This window comes from Streptomyces liliifuscus, assembly GCF_016598615.1.
Classification (GTDB): Bacteria; Actinomycetota; Actinomycetes; order Streptomycetales; family Streptomycetaceae; genus Streptomyces; species Streptomyces liliifuscus.
Genome location: NZ_CP066831.1, coordinates 9,120,870 through 9,146,201 on the forward strand (window position 1 = coordinate 9,120,870; position 25,332 = coordinate 9,146,201).

The window sequence follows — 25,332 nt, forward strand, 5'->3', positions numbered from 1 at the left end:
CCGGCGCGCCGGCGAATCGCGCTGGTCGCACCAGTGATTCGCGAACACGTGTCCGGAAATGGCGTCCGCCTCCCTGCGCCGGACCCCGTACGCGCCTACGCTCACCCCGTGCTGCGTATCACCGACGCCCGAACCGGCGAGCCCACGGACGCCACCCCCGCCCGCCGGGGCCTGACCCGCGTCGAGGCCCATGTGCCGCGCCCGGACACCACAGGCCTGCGCGTGCTTCTGGTCGCCGATGTCCTCGTACGCGCCCTGGAGATCAGCGGGACGCCCGTCTGGACCGTACTGACCGGCACAGAGGGGCGTACGGAACTCCGGGCCCGTGCCGCGGCGCTCGGCATCCGGCCGTTCGAGGACGAACGGGACAGCGGATCAGGCCTCGGCGAGGCCCAGGTACTGCACGTGTGCGCTCCGGAGGCCGGGTCGGCGGGCGGTGCGGGTGACGACAGTGAGACGGCGAACGGTCTGCGGGTCGAGGTCGCCCCGGCCGACGCCGAGAGCGGAGTGGCGGACGACGTCGAGCGCGCCTCGGCCCTGCGCCTCGCCCTGCTCGCGTGCCCCCGCCACGAACCCCTCCGGCTCGACGAGGCAGCCCTCACGGGCGCCGAGGACACCCTGCGGCGCTGGCGAGGCGCCGTCGCCACCTGGGCGACCCGGCCGTCCGGTCCCATCCCCGACCCCGTACGCCAACAACTGCGCGCCGCCTGGGAGGACGACCTGGACGTGCCCGCCGTACTCGCCGTGCTGCGCAAGGTGGAGACGTCGGGGACCGTCCCGGACGGCGCCCGCTTCGAGACGTACGCCTACGCGGACCGGCTCCTCGGGCTCGAACTCACCCGTGACATCGGCCGCGGGACCCCCTCGTGATCGCGCGCGCCGGAACGGGCCCGCTGCGCAGGCTGGTCGTCCTGCGGCACGCCAAGTCGGCCTGGCCGGACGGAGTCCCCGACCACGAGCGGCCACTCGCCCCGCGCGGGCGCCGCGACGCCCCGGCCGCCGGACGCGCGCTGGCCGACATCGACTGCCTGCCCGACCTGGCGCTCTGCTCCACCGCCGTACGAGCCCGGCAGACCTGGGAGCTGACCGCCGGACAGTGGGGCACACCGCCTCCCGTACGTCACGATCCGCGGCTGTACGGGGCCGACGTTCCCGAACTGCTCGAAGCGGTGCGCGAAGTGTCCACGCACACCAAGACGTTGCTGCTGGTCGGGCACAACCCCGGTCTGGAGGAGCTGGTGCTCACCCTGGCCGGCGACAGCCTCGACGACGCGCTGGACGACGTACGGACGAAGTTCCCCACGTCGGCGATCGCGGTCCTCGCCTGGCACGGCGACGACTGGGACTCCCTCGGCCCCGGCGCGGCACTGCTCACCGACATGATCGTGCCGCGGGGCCGGAAGCCGGGCCAGAAGCCGGGCCGGCAGGCGGGACGGACGCCGGGACCGAAGGGGAGCTGATCCCGGCTTGCCAGGAGAGCCGCCCGCGAGGAGAGCTGTTCGCGGGGAGACTTCGGTCGCGGCGGACCGGGCGGCCGCACGCGCGCGTGCAGCGCATACGCTGGCCCGATGCAGGACGAGTACCGCACGGTGGCCCGCGCAGGCGTGCACGAGACCGAGGTCAACCGCTCACGCTTCCTCTGCGCACTGGCGCCGGCGGCCACCGAACAGGAGGCCCAGGCCTTCCTCGCCGCCGTCCGCAAGGAGCACGCCGACGCGACGCACAACTGCTTCGCCTACGTCATCGGCGCCGACGCCTCCGTCCAGAAGGCGAGCGACGACGGGGAACCGGGCGGCACGGCGGGCGTCCCGATGCTCCAGATGCTGCTGCGGCGCGACATGCGGTACGTCGTCGCGGTCGTCACCCGCTACTACGGAGGCGTCAAACTCGGCGCGGGCGGGCTCATCCGGGCCTACGGCGGTGCGGTGGGCGAGGCCCTGGACACCCTCGGCACGATCACACGTAAACGCTTTCGTCTGGCGACCGTGACGGTCGACCACCAGCGGGCGGGCAAGGTGGAGAACGACCTGCGGTCGACCGGCCGCGAGGTGCGCGATGTGCGCTACGGGGAGGCCGTCACCATCGAGATCGGGCTGCCGGACGCCGATGTCGACGCCTTCCGGGGCTGGCTGGCCGACGTGACGGCCGGGACCGCCGGTTTCGAACTGGGCGGAGAGGCGTACGGGGACGCTTAGGGGCCCGGCGTATGGCTGCCGCCCTTCGGCCCGCCCGTCCCCCGGTCCGAACCTGCCAGGAGCGAACTTGCCGGGGGCCTCTAAAATAAGTCGACGGCATGACCACCGCGACGTCACAACTTCCCTACAGCAAGCGGTAATTCGAGCGTTTGCCCAGGTCCGCACTTCACGAACATCAGGCGTTTGATCATAATGTGCAGGGGCTGTGTCCTTCTCGGTCGGCGGCGTGGTCCGGCGAAATGTCCGGCCGTGGCCGGACCGTAGGACCCCGCCCCGACAGATCACGGATCGGACGGGGGCGTCGCCACTCCTCGGCCGTTCGCCAAGGACTAAGGAGTATCGGCCCTCATGCCACCACAGAACACGGCGTCGCCCGACGCGGGTGCCGAACGGCTGGTCGCCGGTCGCTACCGCTTGCTGTCCGTTCTCGGCGAGGGCGGTATGGGCACCGTGTGGCGCGCCCGCGACGAGGTGCTGCACCGCGAGGTCGCCGTCAAGGAGGTACGCGCTCCCGTCGGACAGGCAGTGGCGCAGGTCGAGCGGATGTACACCCGCTTGGAGCGGGAGGCCTGGGCGGCGGCGCGCATCAGCGCTCGCGGTGTGGTGACCGTCCATGACGTCGCCACCGACGACGGCCGGCCCTGGATCGTCATGGAGCTCGTCCGCGGCCGGTCGCTGGCCGACCTGATCGGCTCCCAGGGTGCCCTTCCGCCGCGCGAGGCCGCCCGAATAGGTACCGAGGTACTGGCCGCGCTTCGCGCGGCGCATGGCGCCGGAGTGCTGCACCGCGACGTGAAACCCGCCAACGTCCTGCTCGCGGACGACGGCAGGGTGGTGCTCACCGACTTCGGCATCGCCACCGTGGAGGGGGACTCCGCACTGACGATGACCGGTGAGCTCGTCGGCTCTCCCGAGTATCTGGCGCCGGAGCGGGCACTGGGCCGGAACCCCGGTCCCGCGTCGGACCTGTGGTCCCTCGGAGCGCTGCTCTACACGGCAGTCCAGGGCCGTTCGCCCTTCCGTCGGACCAGCCCGCTGAGCACTCTGCGTGCCATCGTCGACGACGAGTTGCCCCCGCCGCACCGGGCCGGACCCCTCGTGGCCGTCATCGAAGGCCTGATGCGCAAGGACCCCGACGAGCGGATGTCGGCCGTGGAGGCCGAGCGGGAGCTGCGCCTAGCCGGTGCCGACGGCACCTCGGGCGCCGACACGGCCACGGCGTCCGCCCCGCTGCCCACGGCGACCACCGAAGAGCTGCCCACTGCCGAGTCCTCGCTCGGGGAGACCGCACCTACACCCGCGGACGCGGCTACGACCGGTGTCACGGCCACGGCCGGGGTGCCGTCCGTCTCGGCGTCCTCGCCTGTCACGGAAAACGCCACGGGCACCACGGGCGCCACGGACCCCAGGCTCATGGCGACGACAGCCGACGTTCCCACGGCAGAGGAACCCGCAGCCAAGGAACCCGCGGCTTCCGGGGCGACGGCGAACACGGCCGACGGGGCCGCCGCACCGGAAGCGGGTACGACTCCCGCAGCCGACACACCCACGCCCCCGGCCGTCATACCCCCGGCCGACACACCCACCGCCACGGCCGCCATACCCCCGCCCGCGGCAGACCCCCGTACCCCCTACGCCCAGGCACAGCCCTCGCCTCCCGGTGCCGTGCCTGCGGCCACCGCCGAGACGGCCACTCCGGCTCCCCGCGCGTCCGCCGACGCTGCTGCCTCCCCGTCCACCGCGGACAGCGCCACCGCCCCCGGCGACCTCACTGCCCCCACCGCTCCCACCGTCCTCGCCGACCCCGCGTCTCCCGCGAGGCGGAGACGCCGCATCGGGTACGCGACCGCCGCGGGAGCGGTCGTGCTCGCGCTGCTCGTGGGCGGCCTGATCCACGGGCTCGGCGGCGACGGCGAGGACAGCAAGGGGAACGGCTCACCCACGGGGCAGTCGCAGGCCCCTTCCTCCGGGGCGCCGAGCAGCGGGTCGGACGACAGCGCCGAGCAGCCCGTCACGGTCACCGCGACCGGGGGCGCGACCACGTACGCCGGGGACTGCCCTCCCGCGGACTCGCAGGCTCCCTGGTTCACCGCGACCTTCACGGTGGCCGAGCTGCCCTTCCAGTTCTCGTACCGGTGGGTCTCGACGAACGGGTCCGTGATCGACCGGCAGTGGCGGACGCTGTCGTTCCCTGACGGCGGCCCCCGCAGCCACAAGGAGACGGTGCGGCTGTCGACGTACGCGAAGTCCGGAACCCTCCGCAGCGAGATGGCCGTGGAGATCCGTTCACCGTTCGAAGCGGTGTCCAACTCGGTGCCGTTCTCGGTGACTTGCTCCTCGACGAACGGCGGTTAGTCAACCGGGCGTCAAGGCCGATGCCGAGCAGCCGAGTCATCGCGGGGCATCGGCCATACTTCAACAAGCACGAGTCGGACCGCTGCCGGGCCGACTCGGACATCACCGGTCAAGTGAGCTCCACTGGACCGGAGTTCGGTGGGAGTGAGGTACGGCTCCCACTCTCGTAGCGGATCAACCGCAGGGTGCGGTTCCTCTGTCCGCACCCGTGACGCTCGCAAGGAGTTTCTGTGTCGTCGGTCATCGTGGGACGCACGGGTCCCTTCGCCGGTCAGAGCGTGGTTCTGGGTAGCGCTCCGCTGCGATTCGGACGCAAGAGCGACAACGACGTGGTCATCGTCAGTGTCAGCGCCTCCCGTCTGCACACCGAGATCGTGGCGGAGGACGGCGAGTTCGTCCTCTACGACCGCAGCAAGAACGGCACCTTCGTAAACGACCGGCCCGTCATCCGTCATGTGCTCGCGCCGGGCGACTCCATACGCATCGGCGACGAGACCTTCCTGTTCGAGACGCAGGAGGCCGTGGAGACGGTCATGGACCTCTCCCAGCTCGACCTGCCCCGCGCCAACGCCTCGGCGAACCCGGGCGAGTTGCGGGTCACGGTGACCGGAGGAGGCCCGGTCGGTCTCGCCTTCGCCCTGCTGCTGGAGGACGCCCTGCCGGGGAAGGTGTCCATCACCGTCTACGACGGCCGGTGGGTCAGGAACGGCTCCACCGTGGTCTGGAAGGACGAGACCCACGGCAACGTCCGCCGTCAGCAGGTCGTCACCGCCCAGAGCCGTCAGTACCTCGCGCTCACCGAGGAGATGCAGTCGGCGCTGTTCGACGCGGGCGGCTTCTCCGAGATGTGGCCCCTGGGACCGGATTCCGTGGAGGGCCGCCCGCCCCGCAACATCCGGATCGCCTACATCGAGGACCAGTTGCTGGAACTGGCCAACGCCAAGTCCGCGATCCGCCTGGTGCCGAAGCGATTCGATCCGTCCGAGCAGCAGCACCGGCTCTCCCAGGAACACGTCCTGGTGATCGCCGAGGGCGGCGGGTCGCGCACCCGGGAGCACTTCGCGGACCGCTTCGGCGCGGCCGACTCCTCGATCTACTCCCTCGACGGGGAGCACCTTCAGGACCTGGTGCTGGGACTTCGGGTCAAGTCGCAGCTCTCGGACCCCATGAGCGTCCTGCTGACCGTGGCGCAGAACCGGTTCCTGCTCAACTCGCTGCGTGGCGAGGGGTTCCTCAACATGAGGCTGACCCGCGAGGAGGCCGGCAACGTGATCGGCATCGACCCGGTCCGGCAGGTCTTCGAGGAGTGTGTGGCGGCCCGGCCCTGCCTGATGACCCGCCAGGAGGACAACGAGTTCGTCTGCCCGACCCATGGGACCCTCTTCCTGCCCGCCCTGCTGCGCGGTTCGCCGCTGTGGAAGCGGATCCAGGAGGGCCTGAAGATGTTCGGCGTCCCGGAGGACGATCTCAGCGCCATCACCTCGTTCCGGCTGGACATGGTGCAGCGCCCCCGGTTCACGGCCCAGCTCAACCGCCCCACCGCCAAGAGCCCTGGAACGTACGGCTTCCTGCTGGGCGATGCGGCCAACGCCATCCACTTCTGGCCCGGGCGCGGTCTCAACAGCGGCCTCGCCTCGGCTGTCTCACTCGCCCGCTCCCTCAGCCGGGTCTGGCAGGGCCGCCCGCTGCGCGACGCCGACTTCATCCGGCACGAGGCGGCGATGTCGATGCTCCAGTACCGGCACAAGAGCCGGGCCTGGAACGCGATGGTCACCACCGACGAACGAGGTGTGACCCGCGCGATCAAGGACATCATCGCCGACAGCATGGAAGGTGAACGGGCCGTCGCCAAGCCCGACGCCGAAGGGTCCGATCTGGACCTCCTGCTGGACAGGATGCGGGCGATCCGCGAGCGCCTCGCCCCTCGCCTCCCCGGAATGCCCAGCGACGAGGAACTGCACAGCCACCTGTCCACCCTCGCTCCCTCGACCCTGCGATCCCTGCAGGAGAGCGGTGCCTGGGACACGCTGATCGTCGGCGGCGAGGAGGCCGACATCGACATCTTCTACCAGTCGGACGCCCCGGTCTTCGTCGGACGCCCCATCGATCCGCGCACCGTCGGCCAGACGGCGGGACCGCGGCAGTCGGGGGCGCTCGACCCGGCGTGACGCGGGCCCTCCGCCCTTGGGGCCGAAGGTTCACCTCCTGTCCCGGCAGGAGAAGGAGCGTCAGTAGAAGGCCGGCAGAAGTCAGTAGCAAGGGCGGCGGCAGGGGGCCCGGCACATCCGGGCCCCCTGCCGCGGTCTGCCGTGTGCTCTTGAAATCCGCCGCGCGGAAACTGAGGTGTGTGCGGCTCCGGTGACGCCTATCGTGCCGTCCATGAATGCGACGCCGGCCTGGCGGCCACTGGTGCTGGACGACGCCCCGGCCCTGGCCGAGCTGTTCGCCGCGGTGGAGGCGGCCGACGGCACCGACGAGCACTACGACGCCGAGGACCTCGCCGAGGAACTGGGCAACCCACACGTGGAACTGGCCCGCGATTCCGTGGGCGTGTGGTCCGAAGGCGAGCTCATCGGCTACGCCAAGGCGATGGGGCTGCCCGACGCGACCGACGTGCACCGGGTGTACGTCGAGGGGGCGGTGCGACCCGACGCGCGCGGCCGAGGCATCGGCACCGACCTGGTGAACTGGCTGGTGACCCGGGCGACGCGGCAGCATCGCGAGCGGTTCCCTGACCTGCCGGGCGAGGCGCACATCCAACTCCACGCACCGAACACCACCAAGGGCGACCTGTACAAGCAAGCCGGGTTCGAGGCGCGGCGCTGGTTCTTCGACATGAGTCGGCCGCTGGACGACGACCCGATCCCGGCGACGATCCCGGCGGGCGGACTGCGCGTGGTGTCCTTCACCGAGGCGTACGACGACGCGACCCGGCTGGCACACAACGAGGCGTTCCTCGACCACTGGGGACACACCCCGAGCACCCCGGACCGGTGGCGTCACCAGAGCACCGGCGCCCGGTCGTTCCGGCCCGACGCGTCCTTTCTGGCACTGGACGGGAACGAGGTCGCCGGCTACCTCCTCAGCCACGAGTACGACGCCGAGACCGCGATGACCGGCGTCCGCGAGTGCTGGATCGACAGGCTCGGCACCCGGCCGGCCTGGCGCGGCACCGGCGTGGCCACCGCGCTGCTCACCACCTGCCTGCGGGCCGCTCAGGAGCAGGGCTGTCGCCGGGCCGGCCTCAATGTGGACAGCGCCAACGCCACCGGCGCCCTGGGCCTGTACGAGCGGTGCGGTTTCCGCACCCGGCACACCTGGATCGGGTACGTACGGCCGCTGTAGCGGTGGGTCGGTTCGAGGTCTGTGATGGATCAGGTACTGACAGGCGTTAGCGTGGTCGGTGCTGAGAGCGAGGACCGTGCTGGTCCGATGCTGAGTCCAGGGGCGAAGTAGGGGGAAACATGCAGGTCGGAGCAGTGTCTTGAGAATTCTGCACACTTCCGACTGGCATCTGGGCCGGGCGTTCCACCGGGTGAACATGCTCGGGGCCCAGGCCGGGTTCATCGGCCACCTCGTCACGACCGTGCGCGAGCGCGACGTGGACGCGGTGGTCGTGTCGGGGGACGTGTACGACCGGGCGGTGCCCCCGCTGGCCGCGGTCGAGCTCTTCGACGAAGCCCTGCACCGGCTGGCCGACCTCGGCGTGCCCACGGTGATGATCTCCGGAAACCACGACTCGGCACGCCGCCTCGGCGTCGGCGCCGGACTCATCGACCGCGCGGGCATCCATCTGCGGACCGACGCCTCGGGGTGCGGCACACCGGTGGTCCTGAAGGACGAGTTCGGCGAGGTGGCCTTCTACGGACTCCCGTATCTGGAACCGGCGCTGGTCAAGGACGAGTTCGGCGTGGAGAAGGCGGGCCACGAGGCCGTGCTCGCCGCAGCCATGGACCGGGTCCGCGACGACCTCGCCACCCGAGAGCCGGGCACCCGTTCCGTCGTCCTCGCCCATGCCTTCGTCACCGGCGGCGAGGCCAGCGACAGCGAGCGGGACATCACGATCGGCGGGGTCGCCTCCGTCCCGGCCGGGATCTTCGACGGCGTCGACTACGCCGCGCTCGGACATCTGCACGGCAGCCAGACCATCACCGAGCGCGTGCGCTACTCGGGATCGCCGCTGCCGTACTCCTTCTCGGAGACCGACCACCGCAAGACCATGTGGCTGGTCGACCTGGGAGCCGACGGCTCGGTCGCGGCCGAGCGCCTGGACTGCCCGGTGCCGCGCGCCCTCGCCCGTATCCGGGGATACCTGGAGGACCTGCTCGCCGACCCGGACCTCGCCCGGCACGAGGAGGCGTGGGTCGAGGCGACTCTCACCGACCCGGTGCGCCCGGCCGACCCCATGGCGCGGCTCAGCGAGCGCTTCCCACACACGCTCAGCCTCGTCTTCGAGCCCGAGCGGACGCCGGACGACCCCGACGTCTCGTACGCCCGGCGGCTGGCCGGCCGCAGTGACCAGGAGATCGCGGAGGACTTCGTGGCCCATGTGCGCGGCGCCGGACCCGACGCGCGCGAACAGGCCGTGCTCCAGGACGTGTTCGACGCCGTCCGCGCCGACGACACGGTCCGTGAGGTCGCCCGGTGAAGCCACCGTACGAGCCGGCCGACGGATCGGGAGCCACGCGGCGCCCGGTGAAGGCGCAGCGTGAGCCGGTCGGCGAGGCGGGCCCCACGGGGAACCTGGTGAACACGTACGACCCGCACATCGAGGAGGCGGGGGCCCGATGAGGCTGCACCGGCTGCACATCACCGCCTTCGGGCCGTTCGGCGGCGCCCAGGAGGTCGACTTCGACGACCTGTCGGCCACCGGGCTCTTCCTGCTGCACGGTCCGACGGGCGCGGGCAAGACATCCGTCCTCGACGCCGTCTGCTTCGCGCTCTACGGATCCGTACCGGGCGCCCGCCAGGGCGGCTCCCTGCGCAGCGACCACGCCCTGGCCGCCACCCGCACCGAGGTGACCCTCGAACTCACCGTGGCCGGACGCCGGTTGGAGCTCACCCGGCAGCCGCCCTGGGAGCGCCCCAAGAAGCGCGGCGCGGGTACGACGACCGAGAAGGCACAGAGCTGGCTGCGCGAGTACGACGCGTCGGCGGGCTCCTGGAAGGACCTCAGCCGCTCCCACCAGGAGATCGGCGAGGAGATCACCCAGCTGCTCGGCATGAGCCGCGAGCAGTTCTGCCAGGTCGTGCTGCTGCCCCAGGGCGACTTCGCGCGATTCCTGCGGGCCGACGCCGAAGCCCGCGGCAAGCTGCTCGGCCGGCTCTTCGACACCCGCCGCTTCGCCGCCGTCGAACAGCGTCTGGCCGAACTCCGACGCGCCGCCGAGACCCAAGTACGAGCGGGGGACGCGGAGTTGCTGGCCGACGGCCACCGCATGCAGCAGGCGGCCGGTGACATCGTCGAGCTGCCGCTGCCCGACCTGTCGCCGGGCGACCCCGGCCTCGCCGAATCCGTACTGGAGTGGGCGGCGATCGCCAGGAGCACGGCCCGCGAGAGGTTCACGGTCGCCCACTGTGCGCAGGCGGCCGCCGAGTCGGCCCAGGCCGCCGCGAATCACGTACTGGAGGACGTACGGGAAGTGGCGCGGCTCCAGCGGCGGTTCGGCGAGGCGCGGGAGCGGGCCGCCCGGCTGGAGGAGCGGTCCGGGGCCCACCGGGAGGCCCAGGCGCGTATGGAGCGTGCCCGAAAGGCCGAGGCGGTGGCGCCCGCGCTCGGGCTGCGGGACGCGACGGAGGCCGAGCACCGGCGGGCGGCCGGTACGGAGGCGCGCACGCGTGCCCTCCTGTCGGAGTCCTTCGCCGACGCGGGGGCGACGGGCCTCGCGGCCGCCGCGCGGAAGGCCGCCGAGGAGTTGGGCGGGCTGGAGTCGGCCCGCCGCGCCGAGTACCGGATCACCGAACTCACCGACGAACGCCAGGTGTTGGACCGGCAGGAGCGCGCCGACGAGGACATGCTGCACGATGCCGGGACCTGGCTCGCCGAGTGGGAAGCGACCCGGGCGGACCTGCAGACGCGTATCGAGGAGGCCCAGGAGGCCGCCACCCGTGCCGAGCAGCTCGCCGTCCAGCGCGAGCCCGCGCAGGCGAGACTCGCCGCAGCCAGGATGCGCGACCAGCTCGCCGGGGACACGGACGAGGCCCACGCGCGCGTGCTGGCCGCACGCGAGCGCGCCGGCGACGCGCGCGCCCACTGGCTGGACCTCAAGGAGCAGCGCCTGAAGGGCATCGCCGCGGAGCTCGCCGCGGGGCTGGTGGATGGCGAGGCGTGCGCCGTCTGCGGTGCCACCGAGCACCCGGCGCCCGCCCGGAAGGTCGACGGACATGTCGGCCGGCAGGTCGAGGAGACAGCCCTGGCCGCCTACCAGCGCGCCGATGAGCAGCTCACCGAGGAGGAGCGGCGGCTCGGGGTCGTCCGCGAGGCGCTGGCCGCCGCGACGGCCGAGGCGGGAGACCTGCCCACCGGGCAACTCGCCGAACTGGCCGAGGAGTTGGAGCGACGACACGCCGAGGCGCACAGTGCCGCTTCCGGACTGCACGCGGCCCGTGAAGCCCTGGAACAGGCCGAGCGCGAACGCGAACGGCGACTCGCCGCCCAGCAGGAGGCCGCTCGCCGGGTCGCGTCCCGTGCCTCGCTGCGGGATGCCCTTGATCGCGAACGAGCCTCCCTGGAGGGGGAGTTGACGCAGGCTCGGGGTTCGGCGGGCAGCGTCGCCGCGCGGGCCGCGCAGCTGGAGCGGCAGGTCGCGCTGCTCACCGAGGCCGCGGACGCCGCACGTGTCGCGGCGGACACCGCCCAGCGGCTGAAGGACGCCGACGCGCGACTCGCCGACGCGGCCTTCCGCGCCGGGTTCGACACACCGTCGGCCGCCGCGGCCGCCCTCCTCGACGACGCGGCCCATCGCGACCTCCAGCACCGGCTCGACGCCTGGCAGCAGGAAGAAGCGGCGGTCCGCGCGGTGCTCGCCGAGGCCGAGACGACGGCCGCCGCCGGGCAGCCGCCCGCCGACCTCCAAGCGGCCGAGCAGGCCGCGTCCGCCGCCGGCCGACGGGTGCGCGAGGCGGGCTCCGCCCGTGACGCGGCCCGCCGCCGCTGCACGGAACTCGACCGGCTGACCCACCGGGCGGGCGGTTCCGTGCGCCGGCTGGGGCCGCTGCGCGAGGAGTACGACCGTGTGGCCCGCCTCGCCACGCTCGCGGCCGGCACGTCCGCGGACAACGAACGCAAGATGCGCCTGGAGTCGTACGTCCTCGCCGCCCGACTGGAACAGGTCGCGGCCGCCGCGACCACCCGCCTCCAGCGCATGTCCTCCGGGCGCTACACCCTCGTCCACTCCGACGACCGGGCCGGGCGGGGCCGCAGCGGCCTCGGCCTGCATGTCGTCGACGCCTGGACCGGCCGCGAGCGCGACACGGCGACCCTCTCCGGAGGCGAGACGTTCTTCGCCTCGCTCGCCCTCGCACTTGGCCTCGCCGACGTGGTCACCGACGAGGCCGGGGGCGTACGCCTCGACACCCTCTTCATCGACGAGGGCTTCGGCAGCCTCGACGACCAGACCCTCGACGAGGTCCTCGACGTCCTGGACTCACTGCGGGAGCGGGACCGCAGCGTCGGCATCGTCAGCCATGTCGCCGATCTGCGTCGACGGATCCACGCGCAACTGGAGGTGGTGAAGGGGCGGTCGGGGTCGGTTCTCCGGCAAGGGGGCGGGGGCGGCTGACCGCTCGTTCGCGTGACTGTCGGTCTGTCGGTCTGTGGGTGGCATGGTCGTCGCTTTCAGCGGCCGACGGGGCGCCGCGGCAGGGGTGACGAGTACACGACGCTCGTCGTCACCGAGCCGAGTGTGCCGATCTTGCCCGAGACCTCCTCCAGATGGCTCATCGAGCGCGTCGCGACCTTGATGACGAAGCAGTCGTCGCCCGTGACGTGGTGCGCCTCCAGGATCTCGGGGGTCGCGGCGACGAGGTCGTGGAACGGCTTGTAGTTGCCGTTCGGATAGCGCAGCCGCACGAAGGCCATGACCGTCAAACCCAGGCTCTCCGGGGCCACGACCGCCGCGTAGCCCTGGATGACGCCGGCCTCCTCCAGGCGGCGCACTCGTTCGGTGACCGCGCTCGCGGACATCGAGACGGCACGGGCCAGCTCGGCGAAACTGGCCCGGCCCTCGCGCTGGAGGACTTCGAGAATGCGCCAGTCGGTGGCGTCCGGGGAATACGCGGTCATGCTCGATGGATAGCAGGGGAATCCCCGGCGGATCAAGGGCAGGGCCGTGGATCACTCCTTCAGGAAGCGGATCATCCGCCGTAGATTTCTGGTCAGGGAGTCCCGCGCGGACGGCGCAGAGAAGGCACCGGATAGACCGTTGTACGACGGCGACGGTGTCGGCGGGACCGGGAGGGAAAGCCGGAACATGACCGTGACCAGCACCACCGCAGGCGGTACCACCGCGACCAGCACCACCACGGCCCGCAGTCGCACAGGCGGCACCATCGCCGTGAACCCCGTTCTGCGAGTCGCCCCGGCGTCTCCCGCCGAGGCTGCCGCCTACTTCGGTGCGAGCCTCGCCTTCCACGCCGACGTGTCCGACGTCGCCGCCGCGCTGGCGGGGGACGGCGACCCCGGCTTCGTCGTCCTCGACTCCCGCTCCACGGAGTCCTGGGACCAGGGGCATGTGCCCGGCGCGATCCACCTGCCCACCGCGCTCATCCCCGATCAGGCGGAGCAACTCCTCGACAGGGCCGTGCCGGTGGTCACGTACTGCTGGGGTCCGGGCTGCAATGGCGCGACCCGTGCCGCGCTCGCTCTCGCCGAACTCGGCTTCCAGGTCAAGGAGATGCTCGGCGGGTTCGAGTACTGGGCGCGCGAGGGCTTCGAGTTCGAGACCTGGGAGGGCCGCGAGCGGCGCGACGCCGACCCGTTGACCGCTCCGGTCGGCGCGGAGGACTGCGGCTGCTGACCGCCCTACCGCCACCGTCGAGACGTCGTACGGACTCAGTCGTGTATCACCTCGCCCGGAGTGCAAAGGAATCGTCAATTCTGGGTCGCCGCGCCATGTAACTTCTGGGCATGGCGAGTTACGCGGGTCCCAGTTCGGTCGAGTGGGTGGAGTCGGGCGGTGGACCGCTCATAGCGATACCGGAAGTGGTGCTGCCGTTCTGGACGGGGGCCGACGGCGACGAGTTCGCCTCCGACTACGACAGGGCGTGTGAGGTGGAGGGCCTCGTCGGCCTGCTGCCCGTCGGCAACACCACCGCCCTCGTCCTCGGCGACGACCCCGCCGCGACGGCGTATCTGCCGGAGCACGGCACCTTCGTACGGTGGTGTGCCGGGGAGTCCGAGCGCGAGCTGCTGGCCGGGGTGCCGGCCGCCCTCGCGGGCGCGGCGTGGGAGCGGGAGGTGCGGTGGGAGATCCCCGGGCCAGTCGTCCTGTTCGACGCGGCATGGCCGGGGGAGGAGTCCACGAAGACGGGGCACCTGCGGATCGAACTTGCGCCGGGGCGGTACGTGGTCCGGGCGGCGAATGCCGAGCCGGGGCCCGAGACGTGGATCGGGCTGGTGCAGATTAGGCCGCTCGGACAGTGACGCGTGGCCTCGGGCAGGCGGCGACGCATGGCCTCAAGCAATGACACCGGGCCTCGCCCGGTGATGGATGGCCTCGCCCCGTGATCGAGGGCGGGCCTGCGACCTGCCTCGGCCGAGGAGCGGGGGACGGGGAGGGGCAGGCAACGGGCGGGCGCGATACCCCGGCCGAGGGGTGGGCCGGGACCAGGCATGGTGTCCCGGCCCCCGTGCCCGGCGGCCCGCCCGAAGCCGCTGAAGCGAGGTGAACCGCTCGGCCCGCGTCGGCCGGACCGCTTGGCCCGCGTCGGCCGGACCGCTCGGCCCACGCCAGCCCAACCGTCCAGCCCGCGTCAGCCGAATCACGGCGTCCGCGCGTACCGGACCGCCCCGCCCGCCGTCGAAAATGACATGTGGTGCGCACCGGCACCGCCCATCATGGTCCGCCATGCCACCCCAACTCCCTTCCCCCACACCCGAAGCGCTGCGCCGCGACCCCCTCCCGCTGCGTGGCCGTGCCGCCCTGGTCACCGGTGCCAGCCGACGTGGAGGGATCGGCTACGCCGTGGCCCGACGGCTGGCCGCGTACGGAGCGAGTGTGTACGCGCATCACCACGTACCGCACGACGCCGACATGCCCTGGGGTGCGGACCGCCCCGAAGAGGTGGTCGCCGGGATCCGCGAGGCACTCGCCGACCCCGGGGCGCTGGTCGTCGGCGGGCCGGGCGACCTCTCCGACCCGACGGGCCCGGCCGAGCTGATAGCCACGGCCGCCGACGCGCTCGGCGGACGGATCGACATCCTCGTCGCCAACCACGCGCTGAGCGGCTCGGACGGCCCGCTCGACACGATCGACGCCGCGATGCTCGACGCGCACTGGGCCGTCGACACCCGTTCCGTGATCCTCCTCGTCCAGGCCTACGCCCGGCTGCGCGCCGCTCTCCCACCGCGTACGGCGGGTGGGCGTGTGGTGATGATGACGTCGGGTCAGGACATCGCGGGCGGCATGCCGGGCGAGATCGCGTACGCCCTTCAGAAGGGCGCCCTCGCCTCGGTCACCCGCTCGCTGGCGACCACGCTCGCCGAGCACGCGGTGACCGTGAACGCCGTGAACCCCGGCCCCGTCGACACGGACTACATGACGGGCGACGAGTACGCCGCCATCGCCGCGATGTTCCCTGCCGGGCGCTGGGGAATGCCGGACGATCCCGCGCGGCTCATCGCCTGGCTCGCGACGGACGAGGCCGAGTGGGTCACCGGGCAGGTGATCGACTCGGAGGGCGGGTTCCGGCGCTGAGGCGTTCGTCGAGCTGTGGTTGGTCGGCGTGCGGTCCGTCGACATTCGGTCCGGCGACCGGGCCCGGCAACGCACTCGACTGCGCTGCCGGGCCCGGTCGCCGTCGCGGTGGCCGATCAGAGCCGGGACAGCTCGTCCACCAGGTCGTCCAGGCCCAGTGAACCCTGGGACAGGGCCGCCATGTGCCAGGCCTTCGCGTCGAACGCGTCGCCGTGGCGCTTCCTCGCGTTCTCACGGCCCAGCAACCAGGCGCGCTCGCCGAGCTTGTAGCCGATCGCCTGGCCGGGGATGGAGAGGTAGCGGGTCAGCTCGCTCTCCACGAAGTCCGCCGGGCGGCTGCTGTGCGCGCCGAAGAACTCCTCCGCCAGCTCGGGAGTCCAGCGCTCGCCCGGGTGGAAGGGCGAATCCGCCGGGATCTCCAGCTCCAGGTGCATGCCGATGTCGACGATGACGCGGGCCGCGCGCATCATCTGGGCGTCCAGATAGCCGAGGCGTTCCTCCGCGTCCTTGAGATAGCCGAGTTCGTCCATCAGCCGCTCCGCGTAGAGCGCCCAGCCCTCGGCGTTCGCGCTGACGCCGCCCACGGTGGCCTGGTAGCGGGAAAGGTCTCCCGCGACGTGCGCCCACTGCGCGAGCTGGAGGTGATGGCCGGGGACGCCCTCGTGGTACCAGGTCGAGACCAGGTCGTACACCGGGAAGCGGGTCTGCCCCATCGTCGGCAGCCACGTACGGCCGGGGCGTGAGAAGTCCTCCGACGGTGCCGTGTAGTAGGGGGCCGCGGCGCTGCCCGGCGGGGCGATGCGGGACTCCACCTTCCGTACCCGCTCGGCGAGTTCGAAGTGCGTGCCGTCCAGTTCCTCGATCGCCTGGTCCATCAGGCTCTGCAGCCACTCGCGGACCTCGTCGACGCCCTCGATGTGCCTGCCGTGCTCGTCCAGGTGCGCCAGCGCGACCCACGGGGTCTCGGCGCCGGGCAGGACCTTCTCGGCCTCCTTCTTCATCTCGGCGAGGAGCCGGTGGTACTCGGCCCAGCCGTACTCGTACGCCTCGTCCAGGTCGAGATCCGTACCGTTGAAGTAGCGCGACCAGCGCGCGTACCGCTCGCGGCCCACGGTGTTCGGCGCGCCCTCGATCGCGGGCGCGTAGACGTCGCGCATCCAGTCGCGCAGCGCGACGACGGCGGCGGTCGCCGCTCCGGCGGCCTCGTCGAGTTCGGCGCGCAGGGTCTCGGGGCCGGCCGAGGCGAAGTCCTCGAACCAGCCGCGGCCCGAACCGTCGGTGTCCGACCACTCCGTGAGCTGCTCGATGAACGTCGCGGTGGGGCGCGGGCCCGCGTACAGCTTGCGCTCAAGGCCGAGGGAGAGGGACTCGCGGTAGCCGTCGAGGGCCGTCGGAACGGCACGCAGCCGGCGGGCGATCGCGGCCCAGTCCTCGTCCGTGTCCGTGGGCGTCACGGTGAACACCTCGCGCACCGCGTGCGCGGCCGTGCTCATGTTGCCGACGGCCCGCAGGCCCTCCTCGGCCTCGTGCACACCGAGTTCGGCGGTGAGCCGCTCGCGGAGCAGGCGTGCGCAGCGGCGCTCGATGTCACTGTCCGCGCCGGGCTGCCGCTCCGCCTCGTCGAGCCGCGCCAGTGTGGCCCGCGCGAGGGCCGCGAGCGCGTCCTGGCCGGCGGGCGAGGTGTCGGGCAACGAGCCCGAACTCTCCTTCACTCCGAGATACGTACCGGTGACCGGGTCGAGGGCGATGAGCTCGTCGACGTAGGTGTCGGCGACCTCGCGGGGCAGCGGGTTCTTCGTCTGTGACATGCGGCCATCCTCATACGATGACCGGCGCCGCGTCAGCCCGGTTTACCGCGCCGTGTGCCGCGTCGGTCCGATTCCTGGCCGATGTCAGCCCGATTTCGCCGTGGGCGTGATCCCCGCGGGCTCGGGCGGCAGCAGGGGCCCGCAGTCCCACTGCTGGAAGATCAACCGGGTCTCGACGCGGGCCACCTCGCGGTGTGCGGTGAAGCCGTCGAGGACCAGCCGCTGCAGGTCCGTCATGTCCGCGACGGCCACATGGACGAGATAGTCGTCGGGCCCGGTGAGGTGGAACACGGTCCGGGACTCGGGCAGCGCCCTGATCCGCTCCACGAACGGCCCGACCAACTCCCGCCGGTGCGGCCTGACCTGCACGGACAGCAACGCCTCCAGGCCACGCCCCAGCTTGGCCGGATCGAGCCGCAGTTGATGGCCCAGGATGATGCCCGCCCGGCGCAGACGGGCCACCCGGTCCAGGCAGGTCGAGGGCGCGACACCCACCTGTGCGGCGAGGTCGCGGTAGGTGGCCCGGGCGTCGTTCTGCAGCAACCGCAGAAGATGAAGATCCACCGGGTCCAGTACGACGGATTCAGCCATGGCCCGAACGTAACACGGACTTCCGCGTCCATCATCCGTTCGGTGTTCAGGCTGCTGTCCATGGACTTCGGCAGCGTTGATGTACGCGACACGTGTGACGACGTAGAGGGAGCGGGCCGGGCCACGACGGCCGGGGAGACGACGGAGAGAGAGGGGACGTCGGCCAGGGACGCGGCGCTCGGGGCGAAGGAGACCGGCGCCGTGCGGGGCCAGGCCATCCAGGGCCGGCGGGGCCAGGCCACCGAATCCGTGAGGGGCCCGGCCACCGGAGGCGCGCGAGGATCGGCTTCCGGCGCTGTGCGGGGATCGGCTTCCGGAGTATTGGGGAGCCCGGCCACCGGAGGCTTGCGCGCGCTGGCCACCGAGGCCGTGCACGCCGGGCGGGACGATCTCGCCCGGCAGGGGCTGCACGCCGTACCGATCGATCTGTCCACGACCTATCCCTCGTACGACAGCCGGGGCGAGGCGGCCCGTATCGACGCCTTCGCCACGGACGGGGCCGAGCCGGAGGGCCCGCCGGTCTACGGCCGCCTCGGCAATCCGACCGTCGCCCGCTTCGAGACCGCCCTCGCCCGTCTGGAGGGCACCGAGAGCGCCGTCGCGTTCGCGAGCGGCATGGCCGCGCTGAGCGCCGTGCTGCTCGTACGGAACGCCATGGGTCTGCGCCATGTCGTGGCCGTACGCCCCCTGTACGGCTGCAGCGACCACCTGCTCACGGCCGGGCTGCTCGGGTCCGAGGTGACGTGGGTCGACCCGGCGGGCATCGCGGATGCCCTGCGACCGGACACCGGACTCGTACTGGTCGAGTCGCCCGCCAACCCGACGCTCGCCGAACTCGATCTGCGGGCGATCGCCCACGCCTGCGGAAGCGTTCCGCTGCTCGCCGACAACACCTTCGCCACACCGGTGCTGCAACGCCCCGCCGAACAGGGCGCGCGGCTCGTGCTGCACAGCGCCACCAAGTACCTGGGCGGGCACGGTGACGTGATGGCGGGGGTGGTGGCCTGCGACGAGGAGTTCGCCGGGCGGCTTCGGCAGGTCCGCTTCGCCACCGGGGGTGTGCTGCATCCGCTCGCCGGCTATCTGCTGCTGCGCGGGCTGTCGACGCTGCCCGTGCGCGTGCGTGCCGCCTCCGCGAACGCCGCCGAACTGGCCCGGCGCCTTGCCGCCGACCCGCGTGTCGCCCGGGTCCACTATCCGCGGCTCGGCGGCGCCATGATCGCCTTCGAGATCCACGGAGATCCGCACGAGGTGATAGCCGCCGTCCGCCTCATCACCCCGGCGGTGAGCCTCGGCAGTGTCGACACGCTGATCCAGCATCCGGCCTCGATCAGCCACCGCATCGTGGACGCGGAGGACCGGCGCCACAGCGGGGTGAGCGACCGGCTGCTACGGCTGTCGGTGGGGCTGGAGGACGTCGAGGATCTTTGGCGGGATCTGGACGGAGCGTTGGGCCGCGGGTGACGGGTCCGGCGGGAACGGCGGGAACAGCGGCAGGCCCGGCGAGCTTCGCCGGGCCTGCCGCCGTCGCGGGATGATCTGCACGGGGCGATCTGCATTCGCGGCGATCTGTATCGCGACGAGGCGCCGCGCGCCTGGCCGTTGCGTGCCCGGAGGTAGCGCGCACGGCTGGCTGTCGCGTGCCGAGCCGTGGCGGGGACTGACGAGGAGATCGCTCGCCTCTTCGTCAGTCCCGTACGGAGTCAGTCCCGCGCGGAGTCGGTCAGTCCCGCACCGAGTGTTCCGGCTGGTGCTGCTGCACCTCGTCGTACGGCGGTCGCGAACTCACCGGTGCCACGTCGAGGCGGGCCGTGATGACGAGCGTGCCTTCCTCGATCTGGTAGTCGAGGGGGAGGTCCAGGCCGCGCATCGCGGCGACCATGCCGGTGTTGGACGACTGCGTGACGGCGTACACGCTCTCGCAGCCGGCCTCGACGGCCATCGCCACCAGGCGGCCGAGCAGTTCGCTGCCGATACCGCGCCGCTGCCAGTCGTCCTCGACGAGCAGCGCGATCTCCGTCTCGTCGCCGTCCCAGAGGAGATGCCCGAGCCCGACGATGCGCCCCGACGCGGTCTGCACGGCGAGAGTGCGCCCGAAACGGGGGCTGAGCAAGTGGTTGAGGTACTTGTCGGCGTCGCCGACCGGCCCGTGGTAACGCATGCTCAGCGTGCGCGACGAGCACCGCTCGTGCATGGCCTTCGCGGCGTCGACGTCACCGGCGTCGGCACGGCGCACGGTGATGTCGTTGCCCTGCGGCAGTGTCAGTACGTCCTGGCTGCGCGGGACGCGCGGACCGAGCCGGGCGTCCAGCTCGACCAGCGCCCGTGCCCGCGCGAACTCGGTGGGCGTGAACGGCAGATACGGCCGCTCCACAGTGATCACTCCGCCTTCCGGGGCACGCAGCCGCATCACGGTGTCCTCAAGTGCCCCCTCGACGGGCGCCGCTTCGTCCACGCGATCACCGCGCACCGACCCGGCGGGCAGCGACCGGATCGTGCACCGCCCCAGCAACTGCCGCAGTGCCAATGGTAGTTCGGCCGCGTCCAGGGCCGTGCGGGTGGCCAGGCCCAGTACCCGGGTGGGCGCGTCCACCAGGTCGTGGGCGTCGGCCCGCTCGATCCAGGTGCCTGCGCCGCCCGCGTGCGACACCGCCCGGGTGACGTCGGCGGCCGAGACCTGAGCGGGAACACGCAGCAGGAACTCGTCCACGGTGCCCTCGGTCAGCGGATGCGTCTGGAGGCTGAGGATGTCGACCCGCTGTCCCGCCAGCGCCGCGCACAGCGACGCCAGCGATCCCGGCTCGTCGCGAACGGTGGTCCGCATCCGCCACAGCACGGTCTCCCCGGCGACGGCCTCGGGTGCGGTCGCGTCCGCTTCGGACGTCCCGGCCTTCCGCGCGGTGGCGGCCGGCCGGGAGCCGGTATCGCCTGTCGGAGGTGCATGACCGTGGCGGCGTGACCACCATGTGTGGAATCCCGCCGTGGCGACCAGCACGACCGCCGAGACGAGGAGGAGGGTGGGTCCGTCGGGGCCGTGCCCGATGAGGTTCGCCACGGCGTCCGCCACCGCCACCGCCGTGAACAGCGCGGCCAGTTCGACGAGATCCCTGCGCCAGTGGTGGACCGGCCGACCGTTTTTCGCACGCGTCACTTGAGACATGTCTTGAGTCATACAGTCACTGTGAAGGATGTGTGTTGCGTGATCACGAACGCTTTGTGACTGATCGGTTAAGTGTGCTTCTGCCCTCTTTGTTGCATTTTTTACGACCCTCTGACGCGAGCCGAGAGCTCAGGCGGCCACCCCGTGATCCAGCGTGGCACGCAGCCGGCGGGCCTGGGTGACGAGCCGGGACGAACCGCGCCGGTCCGCAGCCTGTGCGAGATGTGCCATACAGCCCCGCGCTCCCGTCCGTTCGGCGCACTCGGCGGCGACGGCCAGCAGCTCCCCGAACCCGCGGGCGGACGAGGCGGCGCCGTCCGTCGCGAGATCCGCGAGCAGCACCGGCAGCGCGGCGCGGAGTATCTCCCAGACGGTGGCGTACGCGCCGGTCGTCGCCGCGGTCCGTACGGACTCGGCGAGCCGCAGCGGCTTCACCGCCCCGCGGTGCATCAGCTGCCCCAGATCCGCGCCGAGTGCCTCGGCGTCCAACTGTCCCCGCGCGGCCAGCACCAGCAGCGCGTCCACCGCGCTGAGCCGGTCCTCCGGGTGACGCGCGCCGAGCCCGTACGCCACACAGAGATGCACGGCCTCGCCCGCCTCGCCCGGCGCCTCGGCGATCAGCGGCAGTACGGAGGCATTGCCACGGGTGTCCTCCACTGCGACCGACGAGAGTTCGCGCAGCAGTCGGGCGGCCACCAGCTCCCGCCGCCCGGGCACCACGGCCAGCCAGTGGTGTCGCTCGGACCTGTCCCAGTAGTGGGCGCAGTATGCGCGCGCCGAGAAGAGCCCCACGGGCCGGCCGAGCCGTCGGAACGCCGGGGGGAACTCTCCGGGCACCCCGTCGAGTTCGCCGAGTTCGAGGAGGATGCGGACCCCCGAGGTCCGTCGGCTGCTCCAGGGCAGGGACGGGCCGTCGGAGGTGAGCCACAGCGCCAGCCTGTTGCCTTCCGTCGTGCCGAGCGAGGCCGCCTGGTCGGCGGCGGCAGCGGTCGCCGCGGGGTCGTCGCGCCGCACCCGGAGCAGCGCCTGGGTGAAGTCGGCTTCCCCGGGCCGGGCGCCCAGCCGGCGGTACTCGTCGAGCCGGGCCACGAACTCGTCCGGCTCCAGAAGGCCTGACCCCCAGGTGGGCGTGGCCAGCAGGAACGGCAGTGGGTCGGTGCGCAGCCGGTGGGCCGCCTCCCACAGCCGGGCGTTGAAGGCGGCGGCCAGCGCGCTGTGCACGCAGGGGTCGGTCATCGGCCCGTGCTGGACGGCTCTGTGCAGCGTGGCCGTACTCACCTGGCCGAGCAGGGTCGCGAGCACGACCTCCAGGCCGTGCGGGTCCTCGCGGAAGTGCTTCTCGACCGTGGAGCTGTACTGCGGGTCGGCGTCGACCCACCAGAGCCGGGTGACCACGGGCTTCAGCGCTTCGGCCAGGGCGTCCCGGTCCCGGTATCCGTGCCGCACCAGACCGTCCAGAGCGCGCTCGAACGTCGCCACGTCACCGTCGGACGTCAGCAGGGCGCCGACCTCCTCCGCCAGCTCGACCGCCGAGTCCGGCGCGGAGGGGACCCGAGCCGGCTCCGGCGCGGGCGGGAGCAGCTCCACATAGGGCTCCGGCGCCCGGCCGGCCCCGTCCAGGCCCAGTGTTTCCGTGGCGCGCACACGCAGTCCCGGGCTCAACTCCTCAGCCGCGTCGGCCACTTCACCGCGCACCTCCGGTGGTGCCGCGTCGAGGTGGCGCTCGACCAGCTTCAGCGCGCGCTCCTGCACGTCCGTGTCCTCGTGCCCGAACGCCTGGGCCACCGCTGGGAGCAGCTCGGCCGCGCTCGACGGGTCGCGCCGCAGTGCCTTCCCGAGGAGGACGAGCTGGGCCCGGACCAGCTTCTTCTCCGGTCGGAAGAGCACACCGCCGGACATCTCCGCGAGCTGCCGGGGCGTCAACTCGCCGTCCAGGGCCAGGGAGCCGAGCACCGACTGGGCGTGCGAGGCCACCGTGGACACCGCGTCGGAGGCGAGCGCCAGCCAGTCGGCGGCCCGCTCCCGCTCCTCGTCCCGGGTCAGCTCAAGGGCCGTCAGCAGCCGCAGGAACACCCTGCAGTCGGACGGCACACCGCCGCGCAGCAGACGGGCCACGCAGGCGTCGACCGTGGCCTTCCGGTCGAGGGCCCCTTCCCGGGTGAGCTGCGCGAGCGCGTTGAACCAGCTGTCCGGGCCGTCACCGAACAGCCAGTCCAGGCGGCTCCCGATGTCCGCGATCTCGAAGACGGCGGCGACCAGCTCCGCCGTGTACGGGTCCTGGCGCAGCCGCTGAAGGATGGTGTCACCGCGCTGCCACAGGCTGCCGACCTGCTCGATCCAGCCCACCACATAGGTCTCGGTCGTCGGCACCGGGCAGCCGGAGAGCCGGACAAGGCCTGACATCAGCTCGTACGGCACCTGGGCGAGCGGCGGGCGGTCCGCGAGCCGGTGCGCCACGTCGCCCAGCCAGTCGCGCTCCCGGTCGCCCAGCACATGGAGGAGCACTCCGGGTGAGGCCTGGGACCAGCGCAGGTCGGCGGCGGTGAGCCAGGTCGCCGTCCCGGCCGCTCCGGTGTGGCAGGCGGCCCCGGCCGCGTGCAGCGCGGGATACGCCTTCCTCGACGCGGCATCCCAGGGCGCGGCCCGCAACTCCTTGCGGAGGTCCTTCAACGAGGGCAGACAGGCCCGTCGTTCGGCATCCGGCATGCCGTCCAGCAGCCCCGCAGCCTCGCCCATCCGCCCCGCCCGCACAGCCCTCAACAACGCCTCGTTCGCCGACACCGCACCGCTCATCGCGCACCCCCGTCGATCAGAACCTCTGTCTGTCCGGCCACCGCTCCCCGGCGGGCCATCCGCACGGCCAGTGCGTGCTTGCACGGTCCGCGCCCTCCCCGGTACTTCGCCCACCACAGGCAACTGCAGCTCAGTGCCCCCGAGTCGTCGCGCACCCGGTGCGCGTGCCCGTCCTGCGCGGTCACCGTGCCGAGCGCGCCGTCCAGGACCACCGCACCCTCCGCCACGAGCGCCCGGGCCGCCCGCAGGCGCGGGTTGTGCCGCTCCACGCGCTCGGCGTCGTAGGGCAGTTCGCGGTGGAAGTAGGCCGCTTCCGCCGTGTCGTACCCCACCCGCCCCGAGGTGCCCAGCCGGACCAGGGCGGCCCGCACACGCTCGGCCGGCAGGCCCGAGGCGGCGGACAGGTCCCCGATGTCGATCCGGGGCTCCCAGGCGAGGAGCACCGAGATCAGCTCCGCGTCCTCGGCGGCCTCGTCGGTGGCCAGCGCGTCCAGGACGCCGCCCTCACCGGAGAATCCCCGCGAAGCCTCCGGGGACAGCGTCAGAGTGAGCCGCATCCCGGGCAGCACGACCTCCCAGGCACTGGCCGCCACGGTGTCCCCGGCGAGCGAAGGACCGTACACCCGCAGTGCCGTCGCATGGCGGAGGACCCTTTGGAGGGCGGCCAGCCGCTCCGGGCCCGGCAGGCACACGGCTCCGGGCACCGGCCTGGTCGTGGGTCGCAGCCCCCGCCCGGCCGGCACGACCCACCCCGTGCTCCGGGAGGCGCCACGAGCCGTGGAACGCGGCAGGGAACGCAGGAACCGCACGGCCTCCGCCGCGGGTAGTTCGGCCCGCAGGTCGAAGCCGGCCGCTGTCACCTGGGCCTCGGCGAACCCGCGCAGCCACCGGTCCGGCAGCGGCACCTTCTTCTCCACGACCGGCCCGTCGAGCGTGGTTACGGCCATCTCGTCCGGGCCGACGCGCAGATGCAGCGGATCGTCCGAGCCGATCCTCGACAGGGCCTCCCGCAAGGGGTTGTTGACGTCGACGTTCGTCGTGCCGTGGCCCACCTCCCCACCGTCCAGGCCCGTGTCCAGCACGTCCAGTCGCGCGTACACCCCACCGCACCCGGAGAAGGACTCGAAGCGGAGCCGGTCGCCGTTGCCCGTGACCACCGGGTCCAGCGAAGCCCGCAGCTGCTGCTGGTAGTACCGCGCGCCCGCCACGTCCGCCACCGCGAGCAGACCCGCCGAAGCCACCTGAGGCGACGTCAGGAAGCCCGCGAAGAAGCGCGGATGGTCCTCGACACCGCGGGGCGTCGCACCCCGCGAGGTCTCGAGTCCCAGGCGCCGCCCGTCCGGTGCGGACTCCAGCGCGGAGGGTCGGGTGTAGGCCACGGCCTGCAAAGATCGCGTCATGGAAAAACCGTAGAGGCGACCACTGACAATCGGCCCTGACCTGCGAAAACCCAGGAAATGTTCCAACGGCCGTGCCGCGCACCGGGGGATGACTCCGGTACGCGGCACGAGGTT

19 protein-coding genes are annotated in these 25,332 nt (G+C 72.3%); 13 read left to right on the forward strand and 6 right to left on the reverse strand.

From position 1 onward, the window contains the following. Positions 1-108: 108 nt before the first annotated feature. From JEQ17_RS39415 to JEQ17_RS39455, 9 genes are all read left to right on the forward strand, one after another. Complete coding sequence (locus tag JEQ17_RS39415) at positions 109-870, forward strand: hypothetical protein (protein WP_200399703.1); 762 nt, start codon at positions 109-111, stop codon at positions 868-870. After that, on the forward strand, positions 867-1,460 hold the full coding sequence (locus JEQ17_RS39420; RefSeq protein WP_200399704.1) for a SixA phosphatase family protein: 594 nt from the start codon (positions 867-869) through the stop codon (positions 1,458-1,460). Before JEQ17_RS39415 ends, JEQ17_RS39420 begins: the two co-directional genes overlap by 4 nt. Positions 1,461-1,568: 108 nt before the next feature. Further along, positions 1,569-2,195 carry a YigZ family protein gene (locus JEQ17_RS39425; protein ID WP_200399705.1) on the forward strand — a complete coding sequence of 209 codons (627 nt, stop codon included), beginning with the start codon at positions 1,569-1,571 and terminating at the stop codon, positions 2,193-2,195. 348 nt (positions 2,196-2,543) lie between these two features. Next, positions 2,544-4,550, forward strand: a complete 2,007-nt coding sequence (locus tag JEQ17_RS50265) for a serine/threonine-protein kinase (RefSeq protein ID WP_234048529.1) — start codon at positions 2,544-2,546, stop codon at positions 4,548-4,550. 230 nt (positions 4,551-4,780) lie between these two features. Continuing rightward, positions 4,781-6,718 (forward strand): FHA domain-containing protein, encoded by a 1,938-nt coding sequence (locus JEQ17_RS39435; protein WP_200399706.1) that lies wholly within the window; start codon positions 4,781-4,783, stop codon positions 6,716-6,718. Positions 6,719-6,929: 211 nt separating this feature from the next. Further along, positions 6,930-7,895 (forward strand): GNAT family N-acetyltransferase, encoded by a 966-nt coding sequence (locus JEQ17_RS39440; protein WP_200399707.1) that lies wholly within the window; start codon positions 6,930-6,932, stop codon positions 7,893-7,895. 139 nt (positions 7,896-8,034) lie between these two features. Beyond that, complete coding sequence (locus JEQ17_RS39445) at positions 8,035-9,198, forward strand: exonuclease SbcCD subunit D (RefSeq protein WP_200399708.1); 1,164 nt, start codon at positions 8,035-8,037, stop codon at positions 9,196-9,198. After that, positions 9,195-9,341, forward strand: a complete 147-nt coding sequence (locus JEQ17_RS39450) for a hypothetical protein (protein ID WP_200399709.1) — start codon at positions 9,195-9,197, stop codon at positions 9,339-9,341. Before JEQ17_RS39445 ends, JEQ17_RS39450 begins: the two co-directional genes overlap by 4 nt. Beyond that, entirely contained in the window at positions 9,338-12,331 is a 2,994-nt protein-coding gene (locus JEQ17_RS39455; RefSeq protein ID WP_200399710.1) for an AAA family ATPase, read from the forward strand. Before JEQ17_RS39450 ends, JEQ17_RS39455 begins: the two co-directional genes overlap by 4 nt. 56 nt (positions 12,332-12,387) lie before the next feature. Here JEQ17_RS39455 and JEQ17_RS39460 read toward each other — a convergent pair whose 3' ends face one another. Next, entirely contained in the window at positions 12,388-12,834 is a 447-nt protein-coding gene (locus JEQ17_RS39460; protein WP_200399711.1) for an Lrp/AsnC family transcriptional regulator, read from the reverse strand. A 187-nt stretch (positions 12,835-13,021) separates the two neighbouring features. Between JEQ17_RS39460 and JEQ17_RS39465 the strand changes: the two genes are divergently transcribed. From JEQ17_RS39465 to JEQ17_RS39475, 3 genes are all read left to right on the forward strand, one after another. After that, positions 13,022-13,567, forward strand: coding sequence for a rhodanese-like domain-containing protein (locus JEQ17_RS39465; protein WP_234048530.1), 546 nt, complete (start codon positions 13,022-13,024; stop codon positions 13,565-13,567). Between the two features lie 110 nt (positions 13,568-13,677). Continuing rightward, positions 13,678-14,193: an immunity 21 family protein gene (locus tag JEQ17_RS39470; protein ID WP_200399712.1), complete on the forward strand. Its 516-nt coding sequence runs from the start codon at positions 13,678-13,680 to the stop codon at positions 14,191-14,193. 424 nt (positions 14,194-14,617) lie between these two features. After that, positions 14,618-15,466 (forward strand): SDR family oxidoreductase, encoded by an 849-nt coding sequence (locus tag JEQ17_RS39475; RefSeq protein ID WP_200399713.1) that lies wholly within the window; start codon positions 14,618-14,620, stop codon positions 15,464-15,466. A gap of 116 nt (positions 15,467-15,582) precedes the next feature. Here the strand turns inward: JEQ17_RS39475 and JEQ17_RS39480 are convergent, their stop codons facing one another. Both JEQ17_RS39480 and JEQ17_RS39485 read right to left on the reverse strand, forming a co-directional pair. Next, positions 15,583-17,274 (reverse strand): DUF885 domain-containing protein, encoded by a 1,692-nt coding sequence (locus JEQ17_RS39480; protein ID WP_200399714.1) that lies wholly within the window; start codon positions 17,272-17,274, stop codon positions 15,583-15,585. Positions 17,275-17,358: 84 nt separating this feature from the next. Continuing rightward, positions 17,359-17,865 carry an Lrp/AsnC family transcriptional regulator gene (locus JEQ17_RS39485; RefSeq protein ID WP_200399715.1) on the reverse strand — a complete coding sequence of 169 codons (507 nt, stop codon included), beginning with the start codon at positions 17,863-17,865 and terminating at the stop codon, positions 17,359-17,361. Positions 17,866-17,907: 42 nt separating this feature from the next. Here JEQ17_RS39485 and JEQ17_RS39490 point away from each other — a divergent pair, with 42 nt between their 5' ends. Continuing rightward, positions 17,908-19,329, forward strand: coding sequence for a trans-sulfuration enzyme family protein (locus JEQ17_RS39490; protein WP_234048531.1), 1,422 nt, complete (start codon positions 17,908-17,910; stop codon positions 19,327-19,329). 259 nt (positions 19,330-19,588) lie between these two features. Here the strand turns inward: JEQ17_RS39490 and JEQ17_RS39495 are convergent, their stop codons facing one another. From JEQ17_RS39495 to JEQ17_RS39505, 3 genes are all read right to left on the reverse strand, one after another. Continuing rightward, the gene (locus JEQ17_RS39495) at positions 19,589-21,025 is read right to left on the reverse strand and encodes a GNAT family N-acetyltransferase (protein ID WP_234048532.1); all 1,437 of its coding nucleotides are present in this window, start codon (positions 21,023-21,025) and stop codon (positions 19,589-19,591) included. Positions 21,026-21,154: 129 nt separating this feature from the next. Next, the gene (locus tag JEQ17_RS39500) at positions 21,155-23,818 is read right to left on the reverse strand and encodes a DUF7824 domain-containing protein (RefSeq protein WP_200399717.1); all 2,664 of its coding nucleotides are present in this window, start codon (positions 23,816-23,818) and stop codon (positions 21,155-21,157) included. After that, complete coding sequence (locus tag JEQ17_RS39505) at positions 23,815-25,218, reverse strand: SWIM zinc finger family protein (RefSeq protein WP_200399718.1); 1,404 nt, start codon at positions 25,216-25,218, stop codon at positions 23,815-23,817. Before JEQ17_RS39505 ends, JEQ17_RS39500 begins: the two co-directional genes overlap by 4 nt. Between the last annotated feature and the right edge of the window lie 114 nt (positions 25,219-25,332).